The 14,445-nt window shown below is 62.2% G+C and carries 14 protein-coding genes and 1 tRNA gene; 7 read left to right on the forward strand and 8 right to left on the reverse strand.

Annotation, left to right across the window (positions count from 1 at the left end; translation table 11 throughout):
- Positions 1 to 13 precede the first annotated feature (13 nt).
- Positions 14 to 862 carry a choline ABC transporter permease subunit gene (gene choW / locus A0O30_RS17790; protein WP_174244689.1) on the forward strand — a complete coding sequence of 283 codons (849 nt, stop codon included), beginning with the start codon at positions 14 to 16 and terminating at the stop codon, positions 860 to 862.
- A complete protein-coding gene (gene choV / locus A0O30_RS17795) occupies positions 859 to 2,037 on the forward strand; it encodes a choline ABC transporter ATP-binding protein (protein ID WP_019471303.1) in 1,179 nt (392 codons plus the stop codon). Before choW ends, choV begins: the two co-directional genes overlap by 4 nt.
- A gap of 135 nt (positions 2,038 to 2,172) precedes the next feature.
- On the opposite strand, the gene hisF is transcribed toward choV, so the two are convergent.
- From hisF to A0O30_RS17825, 6 genes are all read right to left on the reverse strand, one after another.
- Entirely contained in the window at positions 2,173 to 2,943 is a 771-nt protein-coding gene (hisF, locus tag A0O30_RS17800; RefSeq protein WP_003255729.1) for an imidazole glycerol phosphate synthase subunit HisF, read from the reverse strand.
- Positions 2,944 to 2,953: 10 nt separating this feature from the next.
- On the reverse strand, positions 2,954 to 3,691 hold the full coding sequence (gene hisA, locus A0O30_RS17805; RefSeq protein ID WP_105947360.1) for a 1-(5-phosphoribosyl)-5-[(5-phosphoribosylamino)methylideneamino]imidazole-4-carboxamide isomerase: 738 nt from the start codon (positions 3,689 to 3,691) through the stop codon (positions 2,954 to 2,956).
- 27 nt (positions 3,692 to 3,718) lie between these two features.
- The gene (locus A0O30_RS17810; RefSeq protein WP_050703409.1) at positions 3,719 to 3,979 is read right to left on the reverse strand and encodes a DUF2164 domain-containing protein; all 261 of its coding nucleotides are present in this window, start codon (positions 3,977 to 3,979) and stop codon (positions 3,719 to 3,721) included.
- Complete coding sequence (gene hisH / locus A0O30_RS17815) at positions 3,980 to 4,618, reverse strand: imidazole glycerol phosphate synthase subunit HisH (RefSeq protein ID WP_016714499.1); 639 nt, start codon at positions 4,616 to 4,618, stop codon at positions 3,980 to 3,982. It abuts the gene before it with no gap.
- Positions 4,619 to 5,212 (reverse strand): imidazoleglycerol-phosphate dehydratase HisB, encoded by a 594-nt coding sequence (hisB, locus tag A0O30_RS17820; RefSeq protein WP_009682881.1) that lies wholly within the window; start codon positions 5,210 to 5,212, stop codon positions 4,619 to 4,621. It lies immediately after the preceding gene.
- Positions 5,213 to 5,382: 170 nt separating this feature from the next.
- Complete coding sequence (locus A0O30_RS17825; protein ID WP_105947361.1) at positions 5,383 to 7,044, reverse strand: OFA family MFS transporter; 1,662 nt, start codon at positions 7,042 to 7,044, stop codon at positions 5,383 to 5,385.
- Between the two features lie 250 nt (positions 7,045 to 7,294).
- Between A0O30_RS17825 and A0O30_RS17830 the strand changes: the two genes are divergently transcribed.
- The 4 genes from A0O30_RS17830 to A0O30_RS17845 all read left to right on the forward strand — a co-directional run bounded on the left by A0O30_RS17830 (position 7,295) and on the right by A0O30_RS17845 (position 11,052).
- The gene (locus tag A0O30_RS17830; RefSeq protein ID WP_105947362.1) at positions 7,295 to 9,553 is read left to right on the forward strand and encodes an AsmA family protein; all 2,259 of its coding nucleotides are present in this window, start codon (positions 7,295 to 7,297) and stop codon (positions 9,551 to 9,553) included.
- A complete protein-coding gene (gene mutY / locus A0O30_RS17835) occupies positions 9,550 to 10,617 on the forward strand; it encodes an A/G-specific adenine glycosylase (RefSeq protein WP_105947363.1) in 1,068 nt (355 codons plus the stop codon). Before A0O30_RS17830 ends, mutY begins: the two co-directional genes overlap by 4 nt.
- Positions 10,614 to 10,886, forward strand: a complete 273-nt coding sequence (locus tag A0O30_RS17840; RefSeq protein ID WP_003255742.1) for an oxidative damage protection protein — start codon at positions 10,614 to 10,616, stop codon at positions 10,884 to 10,886. Before mutY ends, A0O30_RS17840 begins: the two co-directional genes overlap by 4 nt.
- A 90-nt stretch (positions 10,887 to 10,976) precedes the next feature.
- Positions 10,977 to 11,052, forward strand: a tRNA-Phe gene (locus A0O30_RS17845).
- A gap of 107 nt (positions 11,053 to 11,159) precedes the next feature.
- On the opposite strand, the gene A0O30_RS17850 is transcribed toward A0O30_RS17845, so the two are convergent.
- Complete coding sequence (locus tag A0O30_RS17850) at positions 11,160 to 11,696, reverse strand: hypothetical protein (protein ID WP_105947364.1); 537 nt, start codon at positions 11,694 to 11,696, stop codon at positions 11,160 to 11,162.
- A 130-nt stretch (positions 11,697 to 11,826) separates the two neighbouring features.
- Here A0O30_RS17850 and A0O30_RS17855 point away from each other — a divergent pair, with 130 nt between their 5' ends.
- Positions 11,827 to 12,270, forward strand: a complete 444-nt coding sequence (locus tag A0O30_RS17855) for a hypothetical protein (protein ID WP_012270086.1) — start codon at positions 11,827 to 11,829, stop codon at positions 12,268 to 12,270.
- Between the two features lie 180 nt (positions 12,271 to 12,450).
- Here the strand turns inward: A0O30_RS17855 and gabP are convergent, their stop codons facing one another.
- Positions 12,451 to 13,836, reverse strand: a complete 1,386-nt coding sequence (gene gabP / locus A0O30_RS17860; RefSeq protein WP_060499161.1) for a GABA permease — start codon at positions 13,834 to 13,836, stop codon at positions 12,451 to 12,453.
- Positions 13,837 to 14,445 lie beyond the last annotated feature (609 nt).

Below are 14,445 nucleotides of genomic sequence, written 5' to 3' on the forward strand. Positions count from 1 at the left end.
GTGGAAGCTCGCTATCATGCTTATCGATCAGAAAATACCCCTGGGGCAGTACATCGCCTCATTTGTCGAGTGGTTGACCCAGAACGGCGCCAACTATTTCGATGCTATCGCCCAAGGCCTGGAATTCATGATCCATGGGGTCACCAGTGCCCTGACCTGGTTCAACCCATTCGTACTCATCGCCCTGTTCGCCGCCCTGGCGCACCTGATCCAGCGCAAATGGGCGCTGACCGTGTTCGTTGCCCTGTCGTTCCTGCTGATCCTCAACCTGGGTTACTGGCAGGAAACCATGGAAACCCTGGCGCAAGTCACGTTCGCCACGGTGGTGTGCGTGGTGATCGGCGTGCCGCTGGGCATCCTTGCCGCGCACAAACCGATGTTCTATACCGCCATGCGCCCGGTGCTGGACCTGATGCAGACGGTGCCGACCTTCGTGTACCTGATCCCTACCCTGACCCTGTTCGGCCTGGGTGTGGTGCCGGGGTTGATCTCTACCGTGGTGTTCGCCATCGCCGCGCCTATTCGCCTGACCTACCTGGGCATCTGCGACGTGCCGCAAGAGCTGATGGACGCGGGTAAAGCGTTCGGCTGCTCGCGCCGCCAGCTGCTTACCCGTATCGAACTGCCGCACGCCATGCCAAGCATCGCCGCCGGCGTCACCCAGTGCATCATGCTGTCGCTGTCGATGGTGGTCATTGCCGCCCTGGTCGGCGCGGACGGCTTGGGCAAACCTGTGGTCAACGCACTGAACACCGCCGATATCTCCCTGGGCTTCGAAGCGGGCCTGGCGATCGTGCTGCTGGCGATCATGCTCGACCGTATCTGCAAGCAACCGGAACTGCCGGTAAGGGGTGAGGCATGAGCATCATTCGTTTCGAAGACGTCGACGTCATTTTCTCCAACAAGCCGCGCGAGGCGCTGTCGCTGCTGGACCAAGGCAAGACCCGCGAGCAGATCCTCAAGCAGACCGGCCTGGTGGTGGGCGTCGAAAAGGCCAACCTGGACATCAACAAGGGTGAGATCTGCGTGCTGATGGGCCTGTCCGGTTCGGGCAAGTCGAGCCTGCTGCGCTGCATCAACGGCCTGAACACCGTCAGCCGCGGCAAGCTCTTCGTCGAGCACGAAGGCAAGCACATCGACATTGCCCACTGCACCCCGGCCGAGCTGAAGATGATGCGCACCAAGCGCATTGCCATGGTGTTCCAGAAATTCGCCCTGATGCCCTGGCTGACGGTGCGCGAGAACATCAGCTTTGGCCTGGAAATGCAGGGCCGCCCGGAAAAGGAACGGCGCAAGCTGGTCGACGAAAAGCTTGAGCTGGTGGGCCTGACCCAGTGGCGCAACAAGAAGCCGGACGAGTTGTCTGGCGGCATGCAGCAGCGCGTGGGCCTGGCCCGGGCGCTGGCGATGGATGCCGACATCCTGCTGATGGACGAACCGTTCTCGGCCCTCGACCCGCTGATCCGCCAGGGCCTGCAGGATGAGCTACTGGGCCTGCAAGCCAAGCTGAGCAAGACCATCGTGTTCGTCAGCCACGACCTGGACGAAGCCCTGAAGCTGGGTACCCGCATCGCCATCATGAAAGACGGGCGGATCATCCAGTACAGCAAGCCGGAAGAAATCGTGCTCAACCCGGCCGACGAGTACGTGCGTACCTTCGTTGCCCACACCAACCCGCTGAACGTGCTGTGCGGTCGCAGCCTGATGCGCAGCCTGGACAACTGCAAGCGGGTCAATGGTTCGGTGTGCCTGGACCCGGGTATCGATTCATGGCTGGACCTGGGCGAAGGCGGCGCGCTGAAGCGTGCACGCCAGGGCCAGAACGGGCTGGACATGCAGAACTGGGCACCGGGGCAGGATGTGGAGCTGCTGGAGCGCAGGCCGACGGTGGTGCACGCCGATATTGGCATGCGCGAGGCGCTGCAGATTCGTTATCAGACGGGCAACAAGCTGGTGTTGCAGGATAACGACCGGGTGGTGGGGATTCTTGGGGATACCGAGCTTTATCACGCCTTGCTCGGCAAGAATCACGGTTGATGCAATTGGGGCCGCTTTGCGGCCCATCGCGGATAAATCCGCTCCTACAGGGATCGCGCATGGTACTGGGCCTGCGCGGTCCCTGTAGGAGCGGATTTATCCGCGATGGGCTGCAAAGCAGCCCCAATCAATCTGTCAGCGAACGACGATGCCGCGCGAAGCCATATAAGCCTTGGCCTCAGGCACAGTGTACTCCCCGAAGTGGAAGATACTGGCCGCCAGCACCGCGCTGGCATGCCCTTCCAGAATGCCGTCAGCCAAGTGCTGCAGGTTACCCACACCACCCGAAGCAATCACCGGAATACCCAGCGCATCGCTGATGGCACGGGTAACGCCCAGGTCAAAGCCGTTCTTCATGCCGTCCTGGTCCATGCTGGTCAGCAAAATCTCGCCAGCCCCCAGGCCTTCCATCTTCTTCGCCCACTCGACTGCATCCAGCCCGGTCGGCTTGCGCCCACCGTGGGTGAAGATTTCCCAGCGCGGTGCTTCACCCGGCCCGGACACCTTCTTGGCATCGATGGCGACAACGATGCACTGCGAACCGAAACGGTCCGCCGCCTCGCCCACAAACTCCGGGTTGAACACCGCCGCCGTGTTGATCGATACCTTGTCGGCACCGGCATTGAGCAGGTTGCGGATGTCCTGCACGGTGCGCACGCCACCGCCCACGGTCAGCGGGATGAACACCTGGCTGGCCATGCGCTCGACGGTATGCAGGGTGGTGTCGCGGCCATCGACGCTGGCGGTGATGTCGAGGAAGGTGATTTCGTCGGCACCCTGCTCGTCGTAGCGACGGGCGATTTCCACCGGGTCGCCGGCATCACGGATGTTCTCGAACTTGACGCCCTTGACCACCCGGCCGTTGTCCACGTCCAGGCAAGGGATGATGCGCTTGGCCAGTGCCATGGTTCAGTCCTCAGCCTTGGTAGTTGTCGCAGAAGGCCTGGGCCTCGGCGACATCGAGGGAGCCTTCGTAGATGGCACGGCCGGTAATGGCGCCGATGATGCCCGGGGCCTTGGCGTCCAGCAGGGCCTTGATGTCGCCCAGGTTGTGGATGCCGCCCGAGGCGATTACAGGAATGCGGGTGGCCTCGGCCAGTGCCTTGGTGAACGGCACGTTGCAGCCCTGCATCATCCCGTCCTTGGCGATGTCGGTGTAGACGATCGACGACACGCCATCCGCCTCGAAACGCTTGGCCAGGTCGATAACCTGTACCGCGCTGACTTCGGCCCAGCCATCGGTGGCAACGAAGCCGTCTTTGGCATCCAGGCCAACAATGACCTTGCCCGGGAAGGCCTTGCACGCTTCGGCCACGAACTCAGGCTCTTTGACCGCCTTGGTGCCGATGATGACGTAGCTGACGCCAGCCTTGACGTAGTGCTCGATGGTTTCCAGCGAGCGGATGCCGCCGCCGATCTGGATCGGCAGGGTCGGGTAGCGCTTGGCGATGGCGGTGACCACTTCACCGTTGACCGGCTGGCCTTCGAAAGCGCCGTTAAGGTCAACCAGGTGCAGGCGGCGGCAGCCACCCTCGACCCACTTGGCGGCCATGCTTACCGGGTCGTCGGAAAATACCGTGGAGTCTTCCATGCGGCCCTGGCGCAGGCGCACGCAGGCACCGTCCTTCAGATCGATAGCGGGGATAATCAGCATCTTGGGAACCTGTCTGTTCTTAGGGTTTCAGGGCTTTTCGAGCGCCCACAGATCACTTTCGATGCTCTCGAACCGCTCCTTGAGGTGCAGCTGAACATCGGCAATCGCCCTGTTGTAGTAATGGGGTGCAATTTCTTTGCTGAACAGCTCAAGGACCTCGGCCACCTCGAACGACCCCAGCTCCAACTCGAAACGGTCTTCGAGGAAGCGCTTGAGGGTGTCGAGCGCGTCGCGCTCCTGCTCGGGGGCCAGGGTAATGACCGGGGCCTTGGTCTTCGACCTGCTCATTTACCAGCGCCCGTCCCAGGCGACGAAGTTCTGCAGCAACTGCAGACCATGGGTATGGCTCTTCTCCGGGTGGAACTGCACGGCAAAGCGCGAGCCATCGGCCAGCGCAGCGGCGAAATCGACACCGTAATGGCCGCGACCGACCACCTGGCCCGGTTTGCCGGCATTGATGTAGTAGCTGTGCACGAAGTAGAAGCGCGCGCGGTCGGGGATGTCGTGCCACAGCGGGTGGTCGATGGTCTGGCCCACTTCGTTCCAGCCCATGTGCGGCACCTTCAGGTGCTCGCCGTCTTCTTTCAGGTCTTTGCCGAAGAAGCGCACCTGGCCGGGGAACAGGCCGATGCAGTCGACACCGTCGTTCTCTTCGCTGTGCTCAAGCAGTGCCTGCATGCCAACGCAGATACCGAGGAACGGACGGTCCTGGCTCACTTCGCGCACCAGGCTGTCGAAGCCCAGGCGGCGGATTTCGGCCATGCAGTCGCGGATCGCGCCTACACCCGGGAACACCACACGGTCAGCTTCACGGATGACCGCAGCGTCGCTGGTGACCAGCACCTTGCCGGCGCCGACGTGCTCAAGCGCCTTGGCCACCGAGTGCAGGTTGCCCATGCCATAGTCGATTACGGCTACCGTCTGCATTTACAGGCACCCTTTGGTCGACGGCATTTGCCCGGCCATGCGCTCGTCGAGGGTCACGGCCATGCGCAACGCGCGGCCAAAAGCCTTGAACACGGTTTCGATCTGGTGGTGGGTGTTGTGACCACGCAGGTTGTCGATGTGCAGGGTGACCAGGGCGTGGTTGACGAAGCCCTGGAAGAACTCCTGGAACAGGTCGACATCGAAGCCACCGACGCTGGCACGGGTGTAAGGTACGTGCATCTGCAGGCCTGGGCGGCCGGAGAAGTCGATGACCACGCGCGACAGTGCTTCGTCCAGCGGCACGTAGGCGTGGCCGTAGCGGAAGATGCCTTTCTTGTCACCGATGGCCTGGGCGAATGCCATGCCCAGGGTGATACCGACGTCTTCGACGGTATGGTGATCGTCGATATGCGTGTCACCCTTGCACTCGATATCCAGATCGATCAGCCCATGGCGGGCGATCTGGTCCAGCATGTGTTCAAGGAAAGGCACGCCGATATCGAATCGGGCCTTGCCACTGCCATCGAGGTTGATCGAGCACTTGACCTGGGTTTCCAGGGTATTGCGCTCGACGGAAGCCTTACGTTCGACCATCACCAGCTCCGCAAAATCATTGGGCGAAAAGGGCTCCATTATAGGCCCAGAACGCGCCAGCTTGAAACGCGGATGACATATGGCAAAACGAGGAATTACGGGGGCTGGATGCTGCTACAAGTCTATACAAGCAAGTAATCGGGGCTGCTTTGCAACCCCGATGTCCGGGATCAGTGGAACAGCGCCGCAGTTTTCTGCAAGGTTACCCACACCCCCCAGGCCAACGGCACAACCACCACCGCCCAGGCCAGCAGCACCAGCGGCAGGCTGCCCGGTGCCGCTTTCCACTCCAGCGAACGCGCACCGTCGGCCCCTTTGTCATGGCTCAACGCTCGCTCGGCCGCCAGTTCGGCATCGCTCATGAAGTGCTTGTCGGCCACCGGTCGCACCAGCATGTTGCAGATAAAGCCCAGTACCAGCAGGCCGGCGAGGATGTACAGGGTCATGTCGTAGGCCGCCGCACGCTCAACCCCTGCCGCCAGTTGGTATTCGCGCAGGTAGGTGATCAACACAGGCCCCAATACCCCCGCCGCCGCCCAGGCGGTCAACAGGCGACCATGAATGGCGCCGACCATCTGCGTACCGAACAGGTCGGCCAGGTAGGCCGGTACCGTGGCAAAACCACCGCCATACATTGAAAGGATGATGCAGAACGCCGCCACGAACAGCGCAACGTTACCCAGGTGCCCCATGTTCGGCACCAGACTGTACAGGCCCACACCCAGGGCGAAGAAGGCGAAGTAGGTGTTCTTGCGGCCGATGTAGTCGGAGAACGACGCCCAGAAGAACCGCCCACCGATGTTGAATAGGCTCAACAGGCCGGTAAAGCCGGCAGCAATCGCGGCAATCTGCGCCAACTGAGCCGCATTCAGCTCACTGAAAGTCAGCTCGTTGCCCAGCAATTTGCCCGCGAACACTTCCTGCAGCAGTGGCGATGCCATGCCGAGAATACCGATGCCCGCCGACACGTTCAGGCACAGCACCAGCCAGATCAAGGCGAATTGCGGGGTTTTCCAGGCCACACTGACGTGCACATGGCGGTCGGTGACCATGGCATTGCCAGCTTTTTTGGCCGGAGCGACCCAGCCTTCGGGCTTCCAGCCAGTTGGCGGCACGCGGTACGCCAGGGCGCCAGCGGTCATGAATACAAAGTAGATCGCCGCCATGGCGACGAAGCTCTGCCATACGCCCACTTCGTGCTCATTGCCAAAGTGCCCCATCAGCGCAGTGGCCAGTGGTGCACCCACCATGGCACCGCCGCCGAAGCCCATGATCGCCATGCCGGTGGCCATGCCGCGTTTGTCAGGGAACCATTTGATCAGCGTCGACACGGGCGAGATATAGCCCAGCCCCAGGCCGATACCGCCAATTACACCGGAGCCCAGCCACATCAGCCACAGCTGGTGGGTTTTCACGCCAATGGCCGAGATCAGCATGCCGCCGCACCAGCACAGCGCCGAGACCAGGCCGGCCTTGCGCGGGCCGGCGTGCTCCAGCCAGCCGCCCAGCACGGCCGCCGAGCAACCCAGAAAAACAAAGAACAGGGTGTAAACCCAACTCAGCATCGAGATCGGCCAGTCGCATTCGGCGCTGAACATACGGGCCATGAAGCCCATGTCCGCTGCACAGACGACAGGCGCGGTGATGCCGAGGGCTTGCGAAAGGGGCAACCAGAACACCGAGAAACCATAGGCCATGCCAATGCACAGGTGAATGGCCAGGGCGGCTGGCGGGACCAGCCAACGGTTGAAGCCCGGGCGGGCGATGATGCGTTCCTTCGACAGGAAGCCAGGCGCACTGGCCACAGAGCCGGTCGCGACGGTACTGGTCATGGATCTGATCCTTTTTATAGGGAGGGTGCTCGCAAAGCGGCGCAAGGTTAGCAGAGCCAAGTAGCGCGAAAGCAGTCTGATATCGTTAATTCTTGCCCGGCTGAAACGGTCATGTTTGCTTGTGGAAAGCCGTACCATCTGCTGCAAGCGTAAGAAATGCCCTGTATCTCTGGTCGAATACGCAGGGACAACCACTGCGGCGTTATACTCTGCCGCCTGAATTTCACTAACGGACTACAAGGACTCGCCCATGAAAGCGTTCGGCAAAATCCTGGGACTGGGGCTTCTCGGGTTGCTGCTGATCATCGTGGCGCTGGGCTTCGCCCTGACCCACCTCTTTGATCCCAACGACTACAAAGACGAGATTCGCCAGCTGGCGCGCGACAAGGCTAACGTCGAACTGACACTCGACGGGGATATCGGCTGGAGCCTGTTCCCGTGGCTAGGCCTGGAGCTGCATGAGGCCAGCATTGCCACCCTGGCCAAACCCAAGGAACCGTTCGCCGACCTGCAAATGCTCGGCCTGTCCGTGCGTGTGCTGCCGCTGCTGCGCCGCGAAGTGCAGATGAGCGACGTACGCGTCGAGGGCCTGAACCTGACCCTGGCCCGTGACGAACACGGCCACGGCAACTGGGAAGACATCGGCAAACCACTGCCCGCGCAAAACGCCACCCCTGCCGAAGCGCAGGCCAATGCCACCGCTCAGGCACCCGCTGAACAGAAGCCGGCACCTGCCGAAGGCAACGAACGTGCCGTCAAGCTGGACATCGACAGCCTGACCGTGAACAACGCCCGCGTGCAGTACACCGATGCCAAGACCGGCCAAAGCTACAGCGCCGAAAGCATCCAGCTAAGCACGGGCCCGGTCCACGAAGGCGCCAACATTCCGCTCAAGGCCAGCGCCTTCATCAGCGCCAGCGAGCCGAACATCAAAGCCCGCACCGAACTGGCCGGCGAGCTGCGCTTCGACCGCAAGCTCAAGCGCTACAACTTCGAAGACATGCGCCTGTCGGGCGAAACCTCGGGTGAACCCACCGGTGGCAAGACCGTGACATTCGCCGCCCAAGGCCAGCTGCTGGTCGACCTGGCTGCCAATGTCGCCTCCTGGAACGGCCTGAAAGTTTCGGCCAACCAGCTGCGTGCCCTGGGCGAGCTGAACCTGCGTGACCTGGACAAGGCGCCACAACTGAGCGGCGGCCTGTCCATCGCCCAGTTCAACCTGCGCACCTTCCTCGACAGCATTGGCCGCCCGCTGCCGGCTACCAACGACCCGGCGGCCTTCGCCAAGCTGGAGCTGGTCACCCGCCTGCAGGGCACGCCCAACAGCCTGGCGCTGGAAGACCTGGCCGTGAAGCTGGACGACAGCACCTTCAGCGGCCGCGTGGCCGTGGAAGACTTCGCCAAGCAGGCCCTGCGCCTGCAGCTCAAGGGCGATGCCTTTGACGCCGACCGCTACTTCCCCGCCAAGAGCGAAGAAGCCAAGGGCGCCACCGCTGCACGCCAGGCCGAGGTCAAGCAGCAAGAGGCCAGCGCCGTGGCCGGTGCGGGTACCACGCCGCTGCCAAATGCCCCGACCCAAGTGGCCTGGAGCGACGACAAGTTGCTGCCCGTCGACCGCCTGCGGGCCCTGGACCTGCAGGCCGACCTGGCCTTCGGTTCGCTGACCCTGGACAAACTGCCGATCGAAGACGCCCAGCTCAAAGCCATCGGCCAGGGCGGCCTGCTGACCCTGCAAACCCTGCGCGGCGAGCTGTACAACGGCACTTTCGAAGCCAAGGGCACGGTCGACGTGCGCCCTGCCGTCCCGCAACTGGGTGTGAACACCAACATCCAGCGGGTGCCGGTGGAGCACTTCATCAAGACCGAAGGCAAGGAGCAGGCACCCCCTGTGAAAGGCCTGCTGACCCTGACCAGTGATCTGACCGCCACCGGCAACAGCCAGAAGGCACTGGTCGACACCCTCAACGGCAGCGCAAACTTCACCATCAACGATGGTGTGCTGGTCAACGCCAACCTGGAGCAGCAGCTGTGCCAGGCCATCGCCACGCTCAACCGCAAGACCCTGAGCGGCGAGCCACGCGGCAAGGACACCCCGTTCCAGGAGCTGCGCGGTAGCCTGGTAGTGCGCAATGGCGTCGCCAGCAACCCCGACCTCAAGGCACGCATCCCAGGCCTGACCGTGAACGGTAACGGCGACCTCGACCTGCGTGTGCTGGGCATGGACTACAACGTGGGCGTGATCGTCGAAGGCGACCAACGCGCAATGCCGGACCCAGCCTGCCAGGTCAACGAGCGTTACGTTGGCGTTGAAGTGCCGCTGCGCTGCCGTGGCCCGCTGGAACTTGGTGCCAAGGCCTGCCGTCTGGACCAGAACGGCCTGGGCAAGGTCGCGGCCAAGCTGGCCGGCAACCGCCTGAAAGACAAGATTGACGAAAAGCTTGATGAAAAACTTGGAGACAAAGTGAGCCCGGAAGTGAAAGACGCGCTCAAGGGGCTGTTCAAGCGATGAGCCCCGAGCAGTTCTCCAGCGCTGTGCTGGATTGGTATGACGAGCACGGCCGGCACGACCTGCCCTGGCAACAGGGCATCACCCCGTACCGGGTGTGGGTGTCGGAAATCATGTTGCAGCAGACCCAGGTCAGCACCGTGCTCAACTACTTCGACCGCTTCATGCAGGCGCTGCCGACCGTGCAGGCCCTGGCCGAAGCGCCGGAGGACGAAGTGCTGCACCTGTGGACGGGGCTGGGCTATTACACCCGTGCACGCAACCTGCAAAAGGCCGCCAGGATCGTCGTCGAGCAACATGGCGGCGAATTCCCACGCAGTGTCGAGCAGCTCACCGAGCTGCCCGGCATCGGCCGCTCCACCGCAGGCGCCATCGCCAGCATCAGCATGGGCATTCGTGCGCCGATTCTGGATGGCAACGTCAAGCGCGTACTGGCCCGCTACACCGCCCAGGCGGGCTACCCCGGCGAACCCAAGGTGGCCAACCAGCTGTGGGTCACGGCCGAGCGCTTTACCCCGCACCAGCGCGCCAACCACTACACCCAGGCGATGATGGACATGGGCGCCACGCTGTGCACGCGCAGCAAGCCCAGCTGCCTGATCTGCCCGCTGCAGCGCGGCTGCGAAGCGCACCTGCACGGTGAAGAAACCCGCTACCCCGAGCCCAAGCCGCGCAAGGCACTGCCGCAGCGGCGTACGCTGATGCCACTGCTGGCCAACCACGAAGGCGCCATCCTGCTTTACCGCCGCCCATCCAGTGGGCTGTGGGGAGGGTTGTGGAGCCTGCCGGAACTGGACGACATCGCCCAACTCGATGACCTGGCCTACCAGCACGGCCTGCGCCTGGCTGACAGCCGCGCCATGGACGGCCTGACCCACACCTTCAGCCACTTTCAGCTGGCCATCGAGCCCTGGCTGGTGCGTGTCGACCCGGTCGGCCAGCACATGGCCGAGGCCGACTGGCTCTGGTATAACCTCGCCACCCCGCCGCGCCTGGGCCTTGCCGCCCCGGTGAAAAAGCTGCTTAAACGCGCGGCCGACGAACTGATTGCAGGAGACGCCCGATGACCCGCACCGTGATGTGCCGCAAGTACCAAGAAGAACTGCCAGGCCTGGAACGCCCGCCCTACCCAGGCGCCAAGGGCCAGGACATCTTCGAACACATCTCGCAGAAGGCCTGGGCCGACTGGCAGAAGCACCAGACCATGCTGATCAACGAAAAGCGCCTGAACATGATGAACGCCGAGGACCGCAAATTCCTCCAGGCCGAGATGGACAAGTTTTTCGCCGGCGAAGAATACGCGCAGGCGGAAGGCTACGTTCCACCGGCCGAATGACCCCAAAAATCGTAAGCGACGGAATTAATTTAAAATTTTTTCAAAAAGTCGTTGACGAGCGGTCCGGAAATCTATTTAATTCACCTCGTCGCCCAGATAGCTCAGTCGGTAGAGCAGAGGATTGAAAATCCTCGTGTCGGCGGTTCGACTCCGTCTCTGGGCACCACCTTCAAGCTTCTGGTGGTTGCAAAGTTACCCGAAGCGACAACAAGAAACCCGCCTAGTGCGGGTTTTTTGTTGTCTGTGATTTTTATCCCCGCCCGCCTGCCCAGCCTAAAAATTGGCGATGGCGCTGCAATAGTCAGCCTTGCGCCTGGCCACTTCCTCCGTTTTATCCAAACGCTTGAGCGTACCGCCGCACGCGCTGTAGCCGTGCACGACCAGTTCGTAGTCCGCGCCTTTTTCCGGCACGAACGAGAACATGCCCAGGCAGTTCTGCACGCTGTTGTAACCCGCCGAGCGGCCACCATCGAGAAAATGCAGGGTGAACGGCTTGCCGGCAGGCACCAGCACTTCGCTGACTGCGTCACCCGCTTGGGCAGGCGCACCGGCCGGCATGTTCAGGGTTTCACCATTACGGTCGGCAAAGCCTTTGGTGGGCACCGCAATCACGCCAGCGCCTGGGCTGTACCAGTCCACGCAGTCCTTTTCCGGTACCGCGCGCACCATGCCATCAGCAATCACCCGCAGGCGTGCAGTGTCGCCGGCGCTGGGCGAGCCATAAGGTGTGTTGAAGGATTTGACTGCGGCGATGTTGCCACAGCCGGCCAGGGCGACGGCCAGCAGGCCGAGCAAAAGGGGTGCTTTCATCCGTGAATGTCCTGTGTGCGAATGCCGAATGTCCGGCAGCCTGACTCAGACCCGCCAATGCCGCTTGGGTTTCACTGCCATCTGCGATTCAATACGCACTTTTCCAGCACCACCCAAGGACTCCAGCCCCATGGCCACCCCTACCAAGCAACAGAAACGCGCCAAGCGCGCCGCCAGCAAGGCCAAGCAGAACCGCATGGTACGCAGCGGCCAGGCGGTCAAGGCCAGTGCCGGTGACAGCGCCAGTGTCGAGCAGGTGTACAACAAGGCCATGGAATCGGGCAGCTACGACGCCATGTTCAACAAGATGAAGGAAGCCCAGGAGGGCGGCCTGGTACCGATGATTTCGGTGTTCCTGGTAGACCCGCTGCTGGCGTTGGTGCTCAAGGGGCACAAGGAAGAACACGCCACCGACTACATCGTGCTGGTGTTCAACGCCTACCGCAAATGGCTGGATGGTGCCGACGAAGAGGCGACCATGGCCTGGCTGGAGAGCGATGAGTTCCAGGAGGCCTACATTGCCGCTTCCGAACTGGTGGCAAAGCAGCAGCAACAGCAGAAGCAGTTTGGCTGATCGGGCTGTGTAACCTGCCCGGGCCCTATCGCCGGCAAGCCAGCTCCCACAGGTTCATCACAGGCCTAAGGGCAGCACGCTTCCTGTGGGAGCTGGCTTGCCGGCGATAGGGCCGGTACAGGCAACAAAAAAGGCCGCGCCCCTCACAGGGCGCGGCCTTTTCATTTCAGCCAGCGCGGATCAGTTGTCCAGCGCCACCCGCCCGGCAGCTTCGCGCTTGCGGTGCACCAGCAAGCCAGCCGCCACCACACCAATGCTCAGCAGCGCAGTCGCAATGATCTCCGCACGGTGGTCTTCACGCAGCGCCATCACCACCAGAATGGCAATGATGAAGGCAATGGTCGCCCAGGTCAGGCCCGGGAACAGCCACATCTTGAAGGTAATCTTCTCGCCGCGGGCTTCACGCTGGGCACGCATGCGCAGTTGCGACACGGCAATCACCAGGTACACCAGCAGCGCAATGGCGCCCGAGCTGGCCAGCAGGAACTCGAACACCTGAGCCGGTGCCACGAAGTTGGCGAACACACAGAGGAACGCCGCTGCAGTGGACAGCAATACCGCCACATGCGGGGTCGCCGACTTGGTGGTGCGCTGGGCAATGGCCGGGGCATCGCCACGCTTGCTCAGCGAGAACAGCATGCGCGAAGAAGTGTACAGCGCCGAGTTCAGGCAGCTGGTCACGGCAATCAGCACGACGATGTCGACGATCAGCTTGGCATTCGGCACGCCGATGCGGCTCAGCACGGTCTGGTAGGAACCGGTCTCGGCCAGGGCCGGGTCGTTCCATGGCACCAGGGCCACCACCAGGAAGATCGACACCAGGTAGAACAGGCAGATACGCCAGATCACCGAGTTGGTGGCGCGGCTGATCTGCTTGCCCGGGTCCTTCGACTCGGCAGCAGCGATGGTGACGATTTCAGTACCCATGAACGAGAACATGGTGGTCAGCATGGCTGCCAGCACTGCGCCCAAGCCGTTGGGCATGAAGCCTTGGGTATCGAACAGGTGGCTGGCACCGCTTACCTGGCTGCTCGGTACAAAGCCGAACATGGCTGCGCAACCCACGGCGATGAAGCCGATGATCGCCAACACCTTGAGCAGGGCGAACCAGAACTCGAACTCGCCGTAGTTCTTCACGCTGCACAGGTTGGTCAGGGTCAGCGCCAGGGTAATGATGAGGGAGAACGCCCACAGGTCGACCGCAGGGAACCAGGCGTGCAGGATGGCGGCGGCAGCGTTGGCCTCCAGCGGAATCACCAGCACCCAGAACCACCAGTACAGCCAGCCAATGGTGAAACCGGCCCAACGCCCGATGGCGCGGTCGGCGTATGTAGAGAACGAACCGGTGTCTGGCGAAGCGACCGCCATTTCACCCAGCATGCGCATCACCAGCACGACCAGCGTACCGGCAGCAGCGTAAGCCAGCAGCACGGCCGGGCCGGCCGCTGCGATGGCGTGGCCAGAGCCTACGAACAGGCCGGCACCGATGACGCCAGCGATGGACAGCATGGTGACATGCCGTTGTTTGAGCCCCTGAGCGAGGTCATTGGAATTGTTACCGCTCATTGAAACTACCTTTGTAAGGAGTGGACCACTCCGACTGCGGGTACGGAGCGCGCCAAGGGTTGACCTAGGCGTCGCTGCAATCGGCGGTTTCCTACTGGCAATAAGCAGGCCATGTGCTGAATGCATTCGTCAGAAACTTCTACAGGCCTTTTAGGACAAGGTTTGGAGGGCTTTCGGCCACACCTTGACCGAAAGGGCGCCAAATCATCGGATTACTGAAATACCCACTTACAAACGCACCAAAGGTGCTCCCCGGTAACACCTGTGCACCACTGCAATGCGAAAAAGTGCAACCTATGGGTACAACCTCAAAAGCGCCTGACGCATTCGCGGGTAAACCTGCATCCACTGCAAACGTTTGACCTAAAGGTCGGGTTTACCCCTTGAATGGGCCAAAACCGCTTCCATGAGCGGGCCAAAGCTGGCACCATCGCGCCTTTTTTCATCAAGGCTCTGGTGCTGGGCGACACCTTCGCGGACATCTGCGCGACGTTACGCTGTAGCGATGCGACAAACTGCCCCACCAGTGCCCACAGTCCCCGGCGACCCTGTTGGCCGTCATAATGCCGCTATGCTAGCTTGGCGCACGCCAGGAAGGCCGCCAACAGC

Source organism: Pseudomonas sp. LLC-1, assembly GCF_002992185.1.
GTDB classification, from domain to species: domain Bacteria; phylum Pseudomonadota; class Gammaproteobacteria; order Pseudomonadales; family Pseudomonadaceae; genus Aquipseudomonas; species Aquipseudomonas monteilii.